General features: G+C 72.4%; 18 protein-coding genes. All 18 read right to left on the bottom strand.

Going from position 1 to position 16,355, the window contains the following annotated elements; all coding sequences use genetic code 11:
• Positions 1–8: 8 nt before the first annotated feature.
• The 18 genes from ASD11_RS04790 to ASD11_RS04705 all read right to left on the bottom strand — a co-directional run bounded on the left by ASD11_RS04790 (position 9) and on the right by ASD11_RS04705 (position 16,288).
• Positions 9–1,076, bottom strand: a complete 1,068-nt coding sequence (locus ASD11_RS04790) for a prephenate dehydrogenase (RefSeq protein ID WP_056284004.1) — start codon at positions 1,074–1,076, stop codon at positions 9–11.
• Positions 1,073–1,858 (bottom strand): pseudouridine synthase, encoded by a 786-nt coding sequence (locus ASD11_RS04785; protein ID WP_056284001.1) that lies wholly within the window; start codon positions 1,856–1,858, stop codon positions 1,073–1,075. The genes ASD11_RS04790 and ASD11_RS04785 overlap by 4 nt, the downstream gene beginning before the upstream one ends.
• Positions 1,842–2,519: an SMC-Scp complex subunit ScpB gene (gene scpB / locus ASD11_RS04780; RefSeq protein WP_327019516.1), complete on the bottom strand. Its 678-nt coding sequence runs from the start codon at positions 2,517–2,519 to the stop codon at positions 1,842–1,844. Before scpB ends, ASD11_RS04785 begins: the two co-directional genes overlap by 17 nt.
• On the bottom strand, positions 2,516–3,448 hold the full coding sequence (locus tag ASD11_RS04775; protein WP_200940088.1) for a segregation and condensation protein A: 933 nt from the start codon (positions 3,446–3,448) through the stop codon (positions 2,516–2,518). The genes scpB and ASD11_RS04775 overlap by 4 nt, the downstream gene beginning before the upstream one ends.
• A 1-nt stretch (position 3,449) precedes the next feature.
• Positions 3,450–3,788, bottom strand: a complete 339-nt coding sequence (locus ASD11_RS04770; RefSeq protein ID WP_056283999.1) for a hypothetical protein — start codon at positions 3,786–3,788, stop codon at positions 3,450–3,452.
• On the bottom strand, positions 3,773–4,621 hold the full coding sequence (locus ASD11_RS04765; protein WP_056283997.1) for a ParA family protein: 849 nt from the start codon (positions 4,619–4,621) through the stop codon (positions 3,773–3,775). Before ASD11_RS04765 ends, ASD11_RS04770 begins: the two co-directional genes overlap by 16 nt.
• A gap of 61 nt (positions 4,622–4,682) precedes the next feature.
• Complete coding sequence (gene xerD / locus ASD11_RS04760; protein ID WP_056283994.1) at positions 4,683–5,606, bottom strand: site-specific tyrosine recombinase XerD; 924 nt, start codon at positions 5,604–5,606, stop codon at positions 4,683–4,685.
• Positions 5,596–6,195: an NUDIX domain-containing protein gene (locus tag ASD11_RS04755; RefSeq protein ID WP_082554172.1), complete on the bottom strand. Its 600-nt coding sequence runs from the start codon at positions 6,193–6,195 to the stop codon at positions 5,596–5,598. Before ASD11_RS04755 ends, xerD begins: the two co-directional genes overlap by 11 nt.
• Positions 6,192–7,883, bottom strand: coding sequence for a CTP synthase (locus ASD11_RS04750; protein WP_056283991.1), 1,692 nt, complete (start codon positions 7,881–7,883; stop codon positions 6,192–6,194). The genes ASD11_RS04755 and ASD11_RS04750 overlap by 4 nt, the downstream gene beginning before the upstream one ends.
• Positions 7,884–8,034: 151 nt before the next feature.
• Positions 8,035–8,889, bottom strand: coding sequence for a copper transporter (locus ASD11_RS17715; RefSeq protein WP_056283986.1), 855 nt, complete (start codon positions 8,887–8,889; stop codon positions 8,035–8,037).
• A complete protein-coding gene (steA, locus tag ASD11_RS18045) occupies positions 8,886–10,070 on the bottom strand; it encodes a putative cytokinetic ring protein SteA (RefSeq protein ID WP_156464594.1) in 1,185 nt (394 codons plus the stop codon). Before steA ends, ASD11_RS17715 begins: the two co-directional genes overlap by 4 nt.
• 61 nt (positions 10,071–10,131) lie before the next feature.
• Positions 10,132–11,853, bottom strand: coding sequence for a DNA repair protein RecN (gene recN, locus ASD11_RS04735; protein WP_056283979.1), 1,722 nt, complete (start codon positions 11,851–11,853; stop codon positions 10,132–10,134).
• Positions 11,853–12,770 carry an NAD kinase gene (locus tag ASD11_RS04730; RefSeq protein WP_056283976.1) on the bottom strand — a complete coding sequence of 306 codons (918 nt, stop codon included), beginning with the start codon at positions 12,768–12,770 and terminating at the stop codon, positions 11,853–11,855. The genes recN and ASD11_RS04730 overlap by 1 nt, the downstream gene beginning before the upstream one ends.
• Positions 12,767–13,582, bottom strand: coding sequence for a TlyA family RNA methyltransferase (locus tag ASD11_RS04725; protein WP_056283973.1), 816 nt, complete (start codon positions 13,580–13,582; stop codon positions 12,767–12,769). The genes ASD11_RS04730 and ASD11_RS04725 overlap by 4 nt, the downstream gene beginning before the upstream one ends.
• Positions 13,579–13,809, bottom strand: a complete 231-nt coding sequence (locus ASD11_RS04720) for a hypothetical protein (protein WP_056283968.1) — start codon at positions 13,807–13,809, stop codon at positions 13,579–13,581. Before ASD11_RS04720 ends, ASD11_RS04725 begins: the two co-directional genes overlap by 4 nt.
• Positions 13,806–14,810: an HAD-IIA family hydrolase gene (locus ASD11_RS04715; RefSeq protein ID WP_056283965.1), complete on the bottom strand. Its 1,005-nt coding sequence runs from the start codon at positions 14,808–14,810 to the stop codon at positions 13,806–13,808. The genes ASD11_RS04720 and ASD11_RS04715 overlap by 4 nt, the downstream gene beginning before the upstream one ends.
• Positions 14,811–14,819: 9 nt before the next feature.
• Positions 14,820–15,185, bottom strand: coding sequence for a single-stranded DNA-binding protein (locus ASD11_RS04710; RefSeq protein ID WP_056283961.1), 366 nt, complete (start codon positions 15,183–15,185; stop codon positions 14,820–14,822).
• A 95-nt stretch (positions 15,186–15,280) separates the two neighbouring features.
• Positions 15,281–16,288: a tetratricopeptide repeat protein gene (locus tag ASD11_RS04705; protein ID WP_056283958.1), complete on the bottom strand. Its 1,008-nt coding sequence runs from the start codon at positions 16,286–16,288 to the stop codon at positions 15,281–15,283.
• Positions 16,289–16,355 lie beyond the last annotated feature (67 nt).

The following is a 16,355-nucleotide window of genomic DNA, read 5'->3' as shown; positions in this document are numbered from 1 at the left end:
GTTCTCCTTCATCGGTACGCGGACCAGCCACGCTCGGTGAGCGCGGCGACGAGGACGTCGGCCCGCTCCGCCGCGACGGCGATCTCGACGAGGCCCACGGGCCGGCCGAGCTCGTGGTCGATGCGCAGGTCCTCGATGTTCACCCCTGATTCTCCCGTATGGGCAAAGAGCTGCGACAGGGCACCCGGGGAGTCGGGGATCTGGACGTGGACGGTGGACAGCTCCACCGGCTCGCCGCCGTGCTTGCCGGGGATGAGACGCGTGCCCGCGCGGCCCGTGTCGAGCACGTGGGCCAGGGTCTCCGCGTCCACACCGACCTCACGGTCGAGCGCCGTGATGACCCGGTCGAGATCGCTGCGCACGTCGGAGAGCAGGGCCCGCACGGCGTCGGCGTTGCTGTCGAGGATGTCGATCCACATCCCCGACGCGCTGCCGGCGATGCGGGTGACGTCGCGCAGCCCAGGCCCCGCGAGGGCGAGGTGCGACGACGGGGCGTCGGCCAGCCGCGACGCCGTGAGGACGGAGAGCAGGTGCGGCAGGTGGGACACGAGCGCGACGGCGTCGTCGTGGGCCGCGGCCTCGAGCCGGATGGGCACGGCGCCCATCATCACGGCGATCTCCTCGACGAGCCGCACGGCGTCGTCGTCGGCACCGGGGCTGGGGGTGATGGCCCACGGGCGGCCCTCGAAGAGCTGGGCGGACGCGGCAGCCGGTCCCGACCGCTCACTTCCGGCCATGGGGTGGCCGCCCACGAAACGGTGTCCTTCGGGGTGCGCGGCCGCGGCCGCCACGACGGCGGACTTCACCGAGGCGACGTCGGTGACCACGGCGTGCGGCCAGCGCTCCAGGGCCTCGACGACGGTGCGGGGCGCGGCGCTGGGAGGGACGGCCACGATGACGGCGGCCGGCTCCGGCGTGGTGCCCACGGTCCCGGCTCCCCGAGCGGCCGCCTGGGCAGCCACCGCGGGGTCGGCGTCCTCGAGGAACACCTCGATGCCCTGCGCACGCAGCGCGAGGGCCACGGACGTGCCGATGAGGCCGCACCCGATGACCTGGGAGGGAGGCTGGTCGATCATTCCGACGACCCCGGCTCGTCGGCTCCGGGGGCAGGCGACGACGAGTCGACGCTGTCGAGGAGCGCGCCGAGCTCGTCGCGCGAGAGCTCGCGCAGCGCCCCGGCGGCCAGCGCACCCACGTGCAGCGGCCCGAAGGCCGTGCGGGTCAGCTCGAGGACCGGGTGTCCGGCGGCGGCGAGCAGACGCCGGACGATGCGGTTGCGCCCCATGTGGATGTCGAGCTCCACGAGCGATCGTCCCCGCGAGCGGTCCTTCACGAGGAACCGGTCGACCGAGGCGCTGCCGTCCTCCAGCTCGATGCCGTCGCGCAGGACCTTGCCGGTCCGATCGGGCACGACACCCTCCACGAGCGCCACGTACGTCTTGGTGATCTCGAACGACGGGTGAGCCAGGCGGTGGGCCAGGTCGCCGTCGTTGGTGAGGATGAGCAAGCCCGACGTGTCTGTGTCGAGCCGGCCGACGTGGAAGAGCCTCTCGGGGCGGTCCGCCACGAGCGACGCGAGGTCGGGACGGCCCTGCTCGTCAGCCATGGTGGACACCACGCCGCGAGGCTTGTTGAGCACCAGGTAGACGTTCTGCGACGCGGGCGGCAGACGCTTGCCGTCCACGCGGATGACGTCGGCCACGGGGTCGACGCGACGACCCATCTGGGTGACGACCTCGCCGTTCACCTCGACACGACCGTCGGCCATGAGCTCCTCGCAGCGACGTCGGCTGGCGACCCCGGCCTGGGCCAGCACCTTCTGCAGGCGGACGCCCTCGTGCTCAGTCGACTCGCTCACCGGTCTCCTCACCGAGCTCGTCGTCCGACGGCTCTGCTGCAGCGGCCCCGGACTCCTCGGCGGCCTCGGCCGGGCTCTCGGGGACGAGGTCGTCCTCCATGTCCTCGATGGCCGGGAGCATGGGGGCGATGTCGGGGAGGTCGGACAGGCTGGCCAGACCCATGCGCTCGAGGAAGTAGCTGCTCGTGCGGTAGAGGATGGCTCCGCTCTCGCCGTCGTGGCCGGCCTCCTCCAGGAGTCCGCGGGTCACGAGCGTGCGGACCACGCCGTCGACGTTCACTCCACGGATGGCCGAGATGCGCGAGCGGCTGATGGGCTGTCGGTACGCCACGACCGCGAGCGTCTCGAGCGCGGCCTGCGTGAGCCTCGCCTGCTGGCCCTCCAGGACGAAGCGCTCCACGGCCGAGGCGTACGTCTCGCGAGTGAAGTAGCGCCATCCACCGGCGACGTTGCGAAGCTCGAAGCCGCGCTGCTGCTCGTCGTACTCGGCGGCGAGCTCGGTGAGGGCGTCCTCGACGTCGTAGGGCGGGTGTCCCACGGCCTGGGCGAGCGTGAGGTGGTCGAGGGGCTGGTCGGCGACCATCAGCACGGCCTCGAGCGCGGGTCGGAGCTCGAGCATCTCCAGCTCGAGCTCGTGCGGGCCCTTGGGCAGGTCGCTCACGCGCCCTCCTCTTCCTGGTCGGTGTCGTCCTGACGCGCGGCGTCGTCCTGAAGGGTCTGGTCGGGGTCGAGGGTCACGGCGGCGACGGGCTCGGTCTCCGGGCCGGACGGCGCCACCTCCTGCAGCACCGGCGGGGCGTCGAACTCGTCGCTCACGTCGATGTCGGCGTCGTCGGAGCCGGTCCAGCGCAGGTGCAGGTCGCCGAGCGGCGTGGCCTGGTCGAACGCGACCACGCCCTCGCGGAACAGCTCGAGCAGCGCGAGGAACCGCGCCACCGTGGTCATGACATCGGCGTCGGCGGTGAGCGCACGGAAGGTGATGTTCTGCTCGCGGCGCAGCCGGTCGACGATGAGGTGGGCCTGCTCGCGCACGCTCACCTGCGGTGCGTGCAGGTGCGCGATGGAGAGCATCGGCACCGGCTTGGGCTCGAAGGCCTTGGCCGCCAGCGCGGCCAGCTCCTGAGGACCCACGGAGATGAGGACCTCGGGGAGGAGGTCGGCGAAGCGCGGCTCGAGCCCCACCGACCGTGGATGACGACGCTCCTCCCCCACGAGTCGCTCGGCGATGACGGCCGCCACCTGCTTGAAGGCCCGGTACTGCATGAGTCGCGCGAAGAGCAGGTCGCGGGCCTCGAGCAGCGCGAGGTCCTCCTCGTCCTCCACCTCGGCCTGCGGCAGCAGGCGGGCCGTCTTGAGGTCGAGCAGGGTGGCCGCCACGAGCAGGAAGTGCGTGGTCTGCTCGAGGTCGTCGTCGAGGGTCTTGATGTAGGCGATGAACTCGCCGGTGACCTTGGAGAGCGCGATCTCGGTGATGTCGAGCTGGTGCTTGGAGATGAGGCCGAGCAGCAGGTCGAAGGGTCCCTCGAAGTTGCCGATGGACACCGAGAAGCCGGCGGGCACGCTGGGCTCGGCGACGACCTCGTCGCTCACGTCAGGACGCGTCGAGTCGTCGTGCGACGTCACTGTCGACACCACGCGCCTCCAGGTCGGCCAGGGCGATGGCGAGGGCGGCCCGCACGAGCCGGCCACGGTCGACGTTGCGACCGAGGGCGCCACGCAGCTGCAGGCGCGCCTGCTCCACCGCGAGCAGCTCGTCGGACGTGACGTAGACGGTCATCTTCTCGTCGTGCTTGACCCGGCCGCTGCCCGTGGCCGGGGCGGCAGCCGCACCGGAGGCTGGGGCCGGCGTGCTCGCAGCGGGCTTGCCCGCCGACGGGGCGGTGGCGCGGAACAGCTCGTCGGCGCCGGGCAGGTTCACGCGTCGGGGCATCGGACCAGCACCTCCCGGGCCAGCTGGCGGTACGCCTCGGCACCGGGCGAGGAGGGCGCGTACTCCGTGATGGGCTCGCCCGCGACCGTGGAGTCCGAGAACTTGACCGTGCGGCGGATGACGGTGTGGAAGACGAGGTCGCCCCAGCCCTCGACGAGGGTGGCCAGCACCTCGCGGCCGTGCAGGGTGCGACCGTCGAACATCGTGCCGAGCAGGCCGATGATGGTGAGGTCGAAGTTGGTGCGGTCGCGAACCTTCTCGATGGTCTCCTTGAGCAGCGCCACCCCGCGCAGCGCGAAGTACTCGCACTCGAGCGGGATGATCACGCCGTCGGCCGCGGTGAGCGCGTTCACGGTCAGGAGTCCGAGCGACGGCTGGCAGTCGATCAGGATGACGTCGTAGTCGTGGAGGACGGGACGCAGCGCGCGGGCCAGCACCTGCTCACGACCCACCTCGGTGACGAGGCGCATCTCGGCCGCCGAGAGGTCGATGTTGGCCGGTGCGAGGTCGAGCCCGGGGACGCTCGTGCTGAGGATGATGTCCTTCAGCCCGAGCTCACGGTCCATCAGGACGTGGTAGATGCTCTGCTCCAGCTCGTGGGCGTTGAAGCCCAGACCCACCGTCAGGGAGCCCTGGGGGTCGAAGTCGAGCAGCAGGACCCGCCGACCCGCCTCCACGAGGGCAGCACCGAGGCTGATGGTGGTGGTGGTCTTGCCGACGCCACCCTTCTGGTTGCACAGCGCGATGATCTGCGCCGGCCGACCGGGCGGCCGGGGCGTGGGATCAGGGAGCAGCGGGACCGGTCGTCCGGTGGGTCCCAGCTCGTCGCTCATCTGTGTCCTCTGCGCCTCGATGGTCTGGTCCTGCCGTGATTCCGTGCCACTCTACCGCCACTCAACGGGCCCGCGGATGCGCACTGGCGTACGTCTCGCGCAGTCTCTCGATGGTCACGAGGGTGTAGATCTGGGTGGTGGTGACCGAGGCGTGGCCCAGGAGCTCCTGGACGACGCGGACGTCGGCCCCACCGTCCAGCAGGTGGGTCGCGAACGAGTGTCGCAGGGTGTGGGGCGAGACTTCAACCGCCACCCCGGCCCGCTGGGCCGCCTTGGTCAGGACCGTCCACGCGCTCTGCCGACTCAGGCGCCCGCCGCGCGCGTTCAGGAAGAGTGCCGGGCCCGACTGGAGTGCGGCGAGCGTCGGCCGCGAGGTCGCCAGGTAGGTCTCGATGGCCGCGAGGGCGAAGCTCCCGACCGGCACGATCCGCTGCTTTCCGCCCTTGCCGCGCAGCAGGACGGTCCCGTCGGTGAGGTCGAGGTCGTCGACGTCGAGCCCCACGGCCTCCGAGATCCGGGCCCCCGTGCCGTAGAGCACCTCGAGCAGCGCCCGGTCACGCCGGGCGAGCGCGGTCTCCGGCGCTCCCGATGCCTCGAGGATGGCCTCCACCTGCTCGAGGTCGAGCGCCTTGGGCAGCCGAGCCGCCGGCCGGGGCGGCTTCACGCCGGCGGTCACGTCGAGCGCGACGATCCCCTCACGGAGACAGAACTTGTGGAAGCCGCGCACGGCCACGACGGCGCGGGCCGAGCTGGCCGGGCCGAGCGGCGGGTGGTCGGGGTCGCCGGTGCGCAGCGCGGCCAGGAAGCCGAGCACGTCAGCCTCCTGCACGGCCGCGACGTCGTCGATCGAACGTCCCGCGAGGTGCTCGACGTAGCGTCGCAGGTCACGGCGGTAGGAGGCCAGGGTGTTGGCCGACAGACCGCGCTCGACCCCGAGGTGGCTCAGGTAGTCGGAGACGGCGCGCTGGAGGGGCTCACCGGACACGTCGTGCCTGCTCGGCCAGGATGGCCGCGACCGTCATGGCGTCACCGACACGACCGGCGAGCACGGCCTCGACCGCGTCGTCGAACGGCATCCACCACTGGGTCATGTCGGCCTCCTCGGCCTCCCTCTCGGTGCGCTCCGCGTCGGGCACGACGCTGAGCCCGGTGGCGAGGTAGACCGTCCAGCGCTCGGTGGAGTACCCGGGCGTCGTGACGAGGTTCAGCAGGACGGACCAGTGCTCGGCGACGAGGTCGGTCTCCTCGCCCAGCTCGCGCCGGGCAGCGTCCTCGGGGCCCTCTCCCCCGACGTCGAGCGTCCCCGCGGGGATCTCGAGCAGCCGCGCGCGCACGGGGTGCCGGTACTGCTGGACGAGCAGCACCCGGTCCTCGTGGTCGAAGGCCAGCACGCCCACGGCACCATGGGGCCGCACCACGGCGCGGCCGTGCTCGGAGCCGTCCGGCGCCACGATCGTGTCGACCGAGAGGCTCACGTACGGGCTGGTGTAGTGCTCCTGCGAGGACGCCACCGTCCAGGCGGCGTCCTCGTCGGCGAGGCCGGCCGGAGCCGACGACCCCGGCAGGCCGCTCATGCGGTGGCGCTGGTGTCGACGGCGTCGACCGGGCTGTCGACGGGAAGACGGGTCTCGCGCTGGCGCTGCAGCGCTGCCTTCACCAGGCCCACGAACAGCGGGTGCGGCCTCGTGGGACGGGATCGCAGCTCGGGGTGGGCCTGCGTGGCGACGTAGAACGGGTGGACCTCCCGGGGGAGCTCCACGAACTCCACGAGGGTGCCGTCCGGAGAGGTGCCGCTGAACACGAGACCGGCGGCCTCGATCTGCGCACGGTAGGCGTTGTTGACCTCGTAGCGGTGGCGGTGACGCTCCTCCACCTTGTCGCTGCCGTAGAGCTCGGCCACGATGCTGCCCGGCGTGAGCGCGGCCTCCCAGAGACCGAGGCGCATGGTGCCGCCCAGGTCGCCGGCACCCTCGACGAACGCCTGCTGCTCGGCCATCGTCGCGATGACCGGGGCCGGCGTGCTGGGGTCGAACTCCGTGGAGCTGGCACCGTCGATGCCCGACTCGTGGCGGGCGTACTCGATGACCATGCACTGCAGGCCGAGGCAGAGACCCAGCACGGGGATGCCGCGCGTGCGGGCGTACTGCAGCGCACCGACCTTGCCCTCGATGCCACGGATGCCGAAGCCGCCGGGCACGCAGATGCCGTCGACGTCGCCCAGGTGCTGGGCCGCACCGGACTCCGTGGCGCAGTCGTCGGACGGGACCCAGCGCAGGTGCACCTTGGTGCTGCGGGCGAAGCCGCCGGCGCGCAGGGCCTCGGCCACCGAGAGGTAGGCGTCGGGCAGGTCGATGTACTTGCCGACGAGCGCGATCGTGACCTCGTCGTCGGGCTGGTGCACCCGGCGCAGCAGGTCGTCCCACTCCGTCCAGTCGACGTCACGGAACGGCAGGTCGAGGCGGCGCACGACATAGGCGTCGAGGCCCTCGGAGTGCAGAACCTTGGGGATGTCGTAGATGGACGGTGCGTCGCTCGCGGTGACGACGGCCTCGGGGTCGACGTCGCACATGAGCGAGATCTTGTTCTTGACGCTCGCCGGGATGGCCCGGTCCGAGCGGCACACGATGGCGTCGGGCTGGATGCCGATGGAGCGCAGGGCGGCCACCGAGTGCTGCGTGGGCTTGGTCTTGAGCTCGCCGGAGGGACCGATGAACGGCACGAGCGAGACGTGCAGGAAGAACACGTGCCCGCGGCCGATCTCGTGACGCACCTGGCGGGCGGACTCGAGGAACGGCTGGCTCTCGATGTCGCCGACCGTGCCGCCGATCTCGTGGATGACCACGTCGACGCCGGGGCCGCCCATGGAGAGCATCCGGTCCTTGATCTCGTTGGTGATGTGCGGGATGACCTGGACGGTGTCGCCCAGGTAGTCGCCGCGACGCTCCCGCGCGATGACGTCGGAGTACACCTGCCCGGTGGTGACGTTGGCGCGGCCCACCAGCACCTCGTCGAGGAAGCGCTCGTAGTGACCGATGTCGAGGTCGGTCTCGGCGCCGTCGTCGGTCACGAAGACCTCACCGTGCTGGAACGGGTTCATCGTTCCCGGGTCGACGTTGAGGTAGGGGTCGAGCTTCTGCATCGTGACGCGCAGGCCACGCGACTTGAGGAGTCGACCGAGGCTGGAGGCCGTGAGCCCCTTGCCGAGCGAGGAAGCGACCCCGCCGGTGACGAAAACGTGCTTGGTGACCGGGCTAACCGCCACAGTGCCTCCCGTGGGCTCAGAATGGGCGTCGAACCTGTCGGTCCTCCACGGGATTCCAGCCTACCAACACCGAGGGCCTCAGCGCCAACGACACACGGGACCGACCGTCGAGGTCACCCGACGGAGCCGGGTGAGACCGTGCTCGGCGGACTCAGCGGGGAAGGGCGCCGTCGGCACTGCGGCTCGTGCCCCAGGCCCCGTTGTTGCCGCTCGCCTCGCGGGCGAGTGCCAGAGCCACCACGACGGGGCCGGCCGCGGCGTCGGTGACGTCGACCGTGGAGACGGGCGAGTCGGCGTCGCGCACCTCGGCGACGTAGCCCTCCTCACGGCTCGAGGCGGTGGGACCGGCGACGACGGTCCCGGCACCTGCTCCGTCGAGCCCCTGGGCGAGGGCCGCCAGGACGGGTCCGCTCCCCCCGGCCCGCGAGGAGCCGCTCACCACGACGGCGAGGTCGGCAGCCTTGCTGGGCTTGTTCTTCCACGTCACGAGCTTGGCCTCCACCATGGCGGCGTCGACCGCGGCGGCCTTGTCGTCGAGCGAGGCGTCAACCTTGCCGGCGACCGAGCGCCCGAGCGCCTCTCCCACCTGGGCATAGCTCTCGCCGCTCAACGTCACGCCGGCGTCGGAGGCGGCCTGCTGAGCCACGCTCTCGGCGAACTGTCGGTTGGCCGGGTCGAGGAGCTTGGCGGTGAGCACGCCCTGCCCGGTGACCGAGCCGCCGGCCTTCTTGACGTCGGCCACGACGTCGGCCACCTGGCCCTCGTCGGCACCGGGCAGCGTCAGGACGACGACGGAGTGCTTGGCCAGCTTGTCGCCCAGGAGCGCGGGAGCGGTGCGGGCGGCGTAGCCCTCGTCGAACCGGGCCAGGGCCGGGTCGGTGCTGTCGTCGCTGCCGGACAGCTCGGACCCGGCGTCGTCGAGGAGGCCGGCGCCCAGCGCCACGCCGGCGGCGAGCGCGATCAGCACGGCGGCGATCGAGACGAGGTGGTAGCGGAAGCTGATCACGGGAGAAGTCCTTCGATCCAGGAGCGAGCGTCGGAGAGCTGGCCGGACAGGTCGTTCCACCAGTCCTGGCCGACCGGGGTGGTGGCGATGGCGGCGACGACGGCCACGAGGCCGGCCAGGAGCACCAGGAGCACGGGCCACACCGACATGGGCGTGGCCACGAGGTGTCCCACCGCCTTGGCGTCGACGAGGCGGCGCCCGGCGCGCAGCCGGGTCACGAACGTGCTGGCCACCTCGGCGGAGCCGCGCTCGAGGAATGCCACGAGGTTCGGCGCGCCGCCGACCTCGACGATGACGGGTGCCTCGTTGCTGTCGGCCAGGAGGATCGCGAGGTCGCCCGGCGAGCCCGTGGCCACGAAGGTGACGGCGTCGACGCCGGCCTTCTCGAAGCGTTCGTGCCCGCCGTGCGTGGGGCTGGAGGTGGTGACGACCACCTGGGCGCCGCTGCGCAGCGCCCGGTCGGAGAGGTCGTCGACCCCGCCCACCACCACGCCGGGCTTCAGGCCGAGGTCGAGTGCGGCGTCGGCTCCGCCGCTGACACCGATGACCACGGCGTCGTGGTCGCGGATCCACTTGCGCAGTCCCCGCAGGTCCTGCTGCCAGTCGTGGGCGCGCTGCACCACCACCACGGGACGGCCGCGCAGCCTGCGGGCCAGCCGTGGGACGCGAGCACCCTCGAGGAGCATGGCGCGCTCACGCTCGAGGTGGTCGCTGGCGTTGGCCGTGAGCGACTCGAGCCGCGTGGAGAGGCCCTGCTCGGCAGCGCCGAGCTGCTGGGTGACGGTGGCGTCGTCCTGCGCCACGCCCTGCGCCACGAGGACACCGTCCTTGAAGATGCGGCTGCCCTCGACGCGGACCGTGTCGCCGGACTTGAGCCGCGACCACACGCCGTCGCCCACGGCGTCGATGAGCGTGACGCCGGCGTCGGCCAGGACGCGGGGCCCGAGGTTGGGGAATCGTCCCGAGGACGAGGCGGAGGCGTTGACGACGGCCCGGACCCGACGCTGGACGAGCTCCTCGGCCTGGGACCGGTCGAGGTCGGCAGCGTCGATGACGGCGATCTCACCGGCCTTGAGCGACTTGGCCTGGGAGTCACCAGGGCGGGCGAAGCGCACCACGGCCGAGAAGCCGGAGGCGTCGTCTTGTGCTGAGCGCCGGGCGCTGCGGGACCATCGAGACATCGTCAGCCATCGTGGCACGCGGACCTGGCCGATCCGTGCAGGTCGCGCCCGGGCGTGGCGCTCAGGGAGCCGGGTGAGGGGCCTGGCGACCCGAGCGCTCGGACCGGGCCACGTCGAGCAGCTCCTGGGCGTGGGCCTGGGCGGTGGCCGACTCCTCCAGCCCCGCGAGCATGCGGGCCAGCTCGTCGACACGGTCCTGCCCCACCAGCTCGGAGACCGAGCTGCGGGTGACGGCACCGTCGTCGGACTTGCTCACGTGGAAGTGGTGGTCGGCGAAGGCCGCCACCTGCGGGAGGTGGGTCACGGCCAGCACCTGGACGGATCCGGCCAGGCGGGCGAGGCGACGCCCGACCTCGACGGCAGCCGCGCCACCGATCCCGGCGTCGACCTCGTCGAACACCATGGTGGGCACCGTGGTGCGGTCGGCGAGCACGACCTCGAGCGCCAGCATGAGGCGAGACAGCTCGCCGCCGCTGGCTCCCTTGGAGAGCGGCCGCGGGTCGGAGCCGTTGTTGGCGGCGAAGAGCAGCTCGACGTCGTCGATGCCGTGCGCCGCGGGCTCGGCGCCCTCGCGCCGGGAGACCGAGACCTCGAGCCGTGCCGAGGGCATGGCCAGCGCCGTGAGCTCCTCGCTGACGAGGGTGCTGAGCCGACCGGCCGCCTCCTCGCGCACCGCGGAGAGCTCCTCGGCGAGGCTCTGCACCACGGGTCGCAGCTCGTCGATCTCGGCCTGCAGCCCGGAGATGGCGTCGTCGTCGTGGTCGATCTCGCCCACGCGGGCAGCGGCCTTCTCGGCCCACTGCAGGACGTCGGCGAGCTCGGGGCCGTACTTGCGCTGCAGGGCCGTGAGCGCGGCCCGGCGGTCCTGCACCGTGCTGAGACGCGCCGGGTCCACCTCGACACCGGCGGCGTAGGAGGCCAGCTCCCCGGCGACGTCGTCGACGAGGATCGCCAGCTCGGACACCCGGGCGCCCAGGGCGTCGAGCGTGGGGTCGTGGCCGGCGACGTCCGAGAGCACGGCGCTGGCGAGGCTCAGGCGGTCGTGGGCCGGGCCACCCTCGGGATCTCCCGAGAGTGCGGCGTGCGCGACGTCGGCGGCACGCACGAGCGACTCGCCGTGCGCCAGGCGCGACTCCTCGGTGCGGAGCGCCTCGTCCTCACCGTCGAGGGGCTCGACGGCCGCGATCTCGGTGAGGCCGTGCTGCAGGAGATCGAGCTCGCGGGCGCGCTCCTGAGCGTTGGTCCGCAGCTCCTCGAGGCGCGACTGCGCTGATCGGAGGCGCTGCCGGACGGGCTGGTAGCGCTCCAGCACGGTGGACAACGGTTCTCCGGCGAAGCGGTCGAGCGCCTCACGCTGGGCCACCGGGCGGTGGAGGCGGTGCTGGTCGGACTGCCCGTGGACGGCGACCAGCTGGTCGGTCACCTGGGCCAGCAGGCCGGCCGGGACCGTGGCGCCTCCCGCGACCGCACGGGAACGTCCCTGGGCCGAGAGCGTGCGACCGATCACGAGCGCGTCGTCCTCGACCTCGCCCCCGGCCTGCTCGACGCGTTCGGCCACGCCGTGCCCCGGCGGGAGCACGATGGTGGCCTCGACGCGGGCCGACGAGGCGCCGCGGCGGACCAGGCCGCTGTCGGCGCGGTCGCCGCGCAGCAGTCCCAGCGCGGTGACGACCATCGTCTTGCCGGCGCCGGTCTCACCCGTGATGACGCTGAAGCCGCTGCCGAGCTCCAGCTCGGCCGACTCGATGACGCCGAGCGAGCTGAGGCTGAGGTACTGCCACATCAGAGTCCCCCCTGCTGACGACGCTCGGCCGCACCCCGCCAGCCCTCGACCGGCAGGTCGAACTTGCGGACCAGACGGTCGGCGAACGGAGCGTCGTGCAGGCGTGCCAGCCGGGCCGGCACGGTGCCGCGGCGGACCTCGACGCGGGCACCGACCGGCAGCTCGGCGGCGCGGCGCCCGTCGCACCACAGGACACCGTTGGCGCGCTCCCCGACGACCTCGACCGCGAGCACCGCCTCGGGCGAGACCACGAGGGGCCGGGCGAACAGGGCGTGCGCGCTGATGGGGACCATCAGCAGGGCCTCGACCTCGGGCCACACGATGGGACCGCCGGCGCTGAAGTTGTAGGCCGTGGAGCCGGTGGGCGTGGCGCACACGAGCCCGTCGCAGCCCCAGCGCGAGACCGGACGGTCGTCGATCTCGACGACGAGCTCCAGCATCCGCTCGCGGGCCGCCTTCTCCACGCTGGCCTCGTTGAGCGCCCAGTTGGTGGCCACCACCTCCCCGCCCACGAGCACGCGGACGTCGATGGTGAGCCGTTCCTCCACGCTGTAGGTGCGCTCGACGATGCCCCGCACGACGTCGTGCAGATCGGCGACGTCGGCCTCGGCGAGGAACCCGACGTGACCCAGGTTCACGCCGAGGACGGGGGTGCCGGTGCCGCGGCACACCTCCGTGGCGCGCAGGATCGTGCCGTCTCCCCCGAGGACGAGGGCGAGCTCGCAGCCCTCCGCCGCACCCTCACCGTGGGGCAGGACGACCGCGTCCTCGACCCCCACCGAGGCCAGCGCGGCCGCCTCGGTGTCGAGGATGGAGATCTCCAGGCCGGCAGCACGCAGGTCGCGCGCCACGGTGACGGCGACCGAGAGCGCCTCGGGGCGCGCCTCGTGCACCATGAGCAGGATCCGACGGGTCATGCATCGACCTCCAGGGGTCCGGCCGCCACGACGTCGAGGGCGGACTGCTCGAGGGGTGCCGGTGCGTCCGTGCGCAGCCAGCAGAAGTACTCCACGTTCCCGGCGGGACCGGGCAGGGGGCTGGGCGCCAGGGCGCGGGTCCCCCAGCCGTGCTCGTGGGCGCTGAGGCACACGCGGTGCACGGTCTCGGCGTGCAGGGCCGGGTCGCGCACGACACCACCCTTGCCGAGCCGGTCCTTGCCGACCTCGAACTGGGGCTTGATCATGAGCACGATGTCCCCATCCTCTCGGCAGACGCGCGTCAGTGCGGGCATGACCACGGTAAGGGAGATGAACGACAGGTCCGACACCACGACGTCCACCGGACCACCGATCGACTCGGTCTCGACGGTGCGGATGTTGGTGCGGTCGTGCACGTGGACGCGCGGATCGTTCTGCAGGGCCCACACGAGCTGTCCGTAGCCGACGTCGACGGCCACGACCTCACGGACACCTCGTCGCAGCAGGACGTCGGTGAAGCCGCCCGTGGAGGCGCCGGCGTCGAGGCAGCGACGCTCGACGACGCTCAGGCCCAGGGGCTCGAACACCCCGAGGGCGCCCAGCAGCTTGTGGGCGCCGCGGGAGGCCCACCCCTCGTCCTGCGTGGTGTCGACGACGATGGCCTGGTCGGTGCCCACCTGGGTGGCGGGTTTCTGCGCTCGCTGCCCGGCCACCTTGACCTGACCGGCCTGGATCAGGCCGGAGGCGTGCTCGCGGGAGCGGGCGAGGCCTCGCCGGACCAGCTCGGCGTCGAGCCGGACCCGGCGGCTCATGTTCCGGGGAAGGGCGTGTCGGGGCGGCCGGCGCCGGCGAGCGCCCGTCGCAGCGCCTGGTGCGCCTCGTCGAAGACCTCGGGATGACGCGCGAGGTCGACGTCGCCCAGCGCATCGAGCCGGTCCAGCACCGTGGACAGCTCGGGGTGGTCGACGACGAGCTCGCGGGCCCGCTCCAGCAGGTCCCGCGCCCGTTCGGCGTTCTCGGTCTCGAGGTCGTCGCTCACGACGTCATCCTCTCATCGAGTGCCGGCGCCTCGGCACCACCGTCGACCACGTGCCACGCGAGTGCCAGCACCGCTCGCAGGGCGGAGGTGGTGCCGGGCTCCCCCGACGTCAGGGTGATCGTCCCGTCCTGGAGCCGCGCCCCGGCGTCGCCGCAGGTGGCCGACGTCTGCGCGACCTCGACGGGGTGATGCTCCTCGAGCAGGCCGGAGAGGTCCGTGGAGACGAACGCTGGCCGCAGGTGCTCGGCCGCCTGCACCCACGTGGCGAGCGAGTCCACGCCGGTGAGCACGGCGAGCGACGGGATACCGATGCGGTTCGCGCCCTCGATGTCGGTGTCGAGCCGGTCGCCGACCATGAGGGGCCGCTCCGCCCCGGTCCGCGTGAGCGTCTCCTCGAAGAGCGGCTTCTCCGGCTTGCCGGCCACGACGGGATCCCGGCCGGTGACCCCGCGCACGAGGGCCACGAGGGAGCCGTTGCCCGGAGCGATCCCCCGGGGCGTGGGCACCGTGAGGTCGGTGTTGCTGGCATACCAGGGCAGGCCGCGGGCCACCGCATAGGTGGCCTCAGCCAGGTCCTTCCAGCCGAGGTCGGGGTTGAATCCCTGGACGACGGCCGCGGTGTCGTCGCCGAGGGCCGTGACGCACCTCAGCCCGAGGTCCTCGAGCGGCAGCCGGAGTCCCTCCCCGCCGACGAGGAGCACCTCCGAGTCGGACGGGAGGTCGTGCGCCATGAGCCGCGCGACGGCCTGGGCCGAGGTGATCACCTCGCCCACCTCGCGCAAGGGCATCCCGAGGGACTGCAGGTGCTCGGCCACCACGGCGGCGGGCCTGGCTGCGTTGTTGGTCAGGTACGCCACTGCGGTGCCGGCCGAGCGAACGGACTCCAGGGCCTCGGCGGCCCCGGGCACGGCGTCAGGGCCCACGTAGACCACGCCGTCGAGGTCGAGCATCACCAGGTCGTGCCGGCTGTGCAGAGGGACGTCGGACGAGGCCAGGACCATGCTCCCAACCTATCGCCGGGCTGGGCGACGTTCCTTGGGTGCCGCCGGGCCGAGCGCCACGACGGAGGTCACCTCCACCGACGCGAAGCTCTGCACCCCGGCACCACCGCGGCTGAACCGGCGGCGCAGAGCTCCCTGGACCTCGACCTGCTCGTCGGCGCGGAGTCGAGCGACCGATCGCCTGATGCGAGCGGCCCAGGCGACGCACTCGATGGTGTCGACGCTCTGCTTGGAGCGCTTCCGCGCTGCGGCGTCACGCTCCACCACGAGCCGGAAGGTCACGATCTCGTCGCCACTGGGCAGCGCGAGGACCTGCGGATCGGCAGAGATGCGTCCGGAGAGATGGACATGGTTGAGGGCAGAGGTTCCAGTCATCCGGCCAGTCTCGGCGCACGAAGACGGGCCGGCCAGACCTCACCGACGCGTCTGTGGACGACGTCGGCGAGGTCCGCCGGTCTGTGGACCGCCGGTCAGCGGTCCAGGGTGCTGAGGCGCTCCTCGGCATCGGTGATGCCGTTGCCGTCGACGGCCACCACGCGGTGGAACCACTCGACGGCCTCGTCCTTGCGACCCGCGGCGAGCAGCGTGTCGGCGTAGGCGTAGCGAAGTCGCGCGACCCAGTCGGCCCGCGACTTGGAGTTCAGGTTCTCCGTCTCGAGCAGCTGGAGGGCCGCGTCGACCTGGCCCAGGTCGCGGCGTGCCCCGGCCACGACGATCGTGAGCTCGATCTGGCCCATCTCGTCGAGCTTGGCCCGGATCTCCGGCTTGTCGTAGGCCAGCGCCTTCTCGGGACGCTTCAGCGCCCGCTCGCAGTCGGCCATCATGGGCGCGTACGACTGTCCACCGTTCATGCGGCGCGCAGCACGGAACTCGGCCAGCGCATCGGCGAACTTGCCGGCTGCGTACGCGGTCTCGCCACACGCCTCACGGATCATGGCGTTGCGCGAGGCACGCGCCCGAGCCGCCAGGGCGTGCTTGTAGGCCGTCTCGGGGTCGTCGTGCAGGAGGACGCCGGCCATCACGAGGTGACGGGCGACGCGATCCTGAAGCTTCTCCGGAAGGCTCTGCAGCTGGAGCCGCGCTGCGCGGTCGAGATCCTTGGCACTGACGTCGTCCGGGATGGGAGGACCGTCGTACGTCTGCTGGTCGACGGTGCGCTCGCGCTCGGGCTCGCGCTCACGGCGCTGGCCGCCCGGACGTCCTCGTCCGCCGGCACCGGCCGGTCCCGCGGAGCGGGGACCACCGCGACGATCGGATCCGCCGTCACGGCCACCCGGGCCACCTCGCCGGTCGGATCCTCCGGAGCCGCCGCGACGGTCCGATCCGCCGGGCGCGCCGTCCCGGCGATCACTGCTGCGGCCGGTTCCACGCTCTCCAGGTCGTCCCTGGGAGCGTCCCTGCCCGCCGGGTCCGCCTTGACCGCGTCCGCGGCCCTTGTCAGAGCGGCCTGAGCCGCCCGATCGTCCTGACTCAGCCATGAGTCCATCCTGTCCTGTACTGCTGCTTCTGTCATGCGACACAGCGCTGCAAATGCAACGAGGCCGC

The sequence above is a fragment of the Aeromicrobium sp. Root495 genome (genome assembly GCF_001426755.1).
In the GTDB taxonomy this organism is placed as follows: Bacteria; Actinomycetota; Actinomycetes; order Propionibacteriales; family Nocardioidaceae; genus Aeromicrobium.
Note: the sequence above shows the minus strand (reverse complement) of the source record. Positions and strands in the feature narration are given on the sequence as shown.

What these genes read in the sequence shown, in the direction of transcription:
- ASD11_RS04790 (WP_056284004.1), bottom strand. Translation starts at nt 1,076, where the DNA reads ATGATCGACCAGCCTCCCTCCCAGGTCATCGGGTGCGGCCTCATCGGC.
- ASD11_RS04770 (WP_056283999.1), bottom strand. Translation starts at nt 3,788, where the DNA reads ATGCCCCGACGCGTGAACCTGCCCGGCGCCGACGAGCTGTTCCGCGCC.
- ASD11_RS04765 (WP_056283997.1), bottom strand. Translation starts at nt 4,621, where the DNA reads ATGAGCGACGAGCTGGGACCCACCGGACGACCGGTCCCGCTGCTCCCT.
- ASD11_RS04755 (WP_082554172.1), bottom strand. Translation starts at nt 6,195, where the DNA reads ATGAGCGGCCTGCCGGGGTCGTCGGCTCCGGCCGGCCTCGCCGACGAG.
- steA (WP_156464594.1), bottom strand. Translation starts at nt 10,070, where the DNA reads ATGTCTCGATGGTCCCGCAGCGCCCGGCGCTCAGCACAAGACGACGCC.
- recN (WP_056283979.1), bottom strand. Translation starts at nt 11,853, where the DNA reads ATGTGGCAGTACCTCAGCCTCAGCTCGCTCGGCGTCATCGAGTCGGCC.
- ASD11_RS04730 (WP_056283976.1), bottom strand. Translation starts at nt 12,770, where the DNA reads ATGACCCGTCGGATCCTGCTCATGGTGCACGAGGCGCGCCCCGAGGCG.
- ASD11_RS04725 (WP_056283973.1), bottom strand. Translation starts at nt 13,582, where the DNA reads ATGAGCCGCCGGGTCCGGCTCGACGCCGAGCTGGTCCGGCGAGGCCTC.
- ASD11_RS04715 (WP_056283965.1), bottom strand. Translation starts at nt 14,810, where the DNA reads ATGGTCCTGGCCTCGTCCGACGTCCCTCTGCACAGCCGGCACGACCTG.
- ASD11_RS04710 (WP_056283961.1), bottom strand. Translation starts at nt 15,185, where the DNA reads ATGACTGGAACCTCTGCCCTCAACCATGTCCATCTCTCCGGACGCATC.
- ASD11_RS04705 (WP_056283958.1), bottom strand. Translation starts at nt 16,288, where the DNA reads ATGGCTGAGTCAGGACGATCGGGCGGCTCAGGCCGCTCTGACAAGGGC.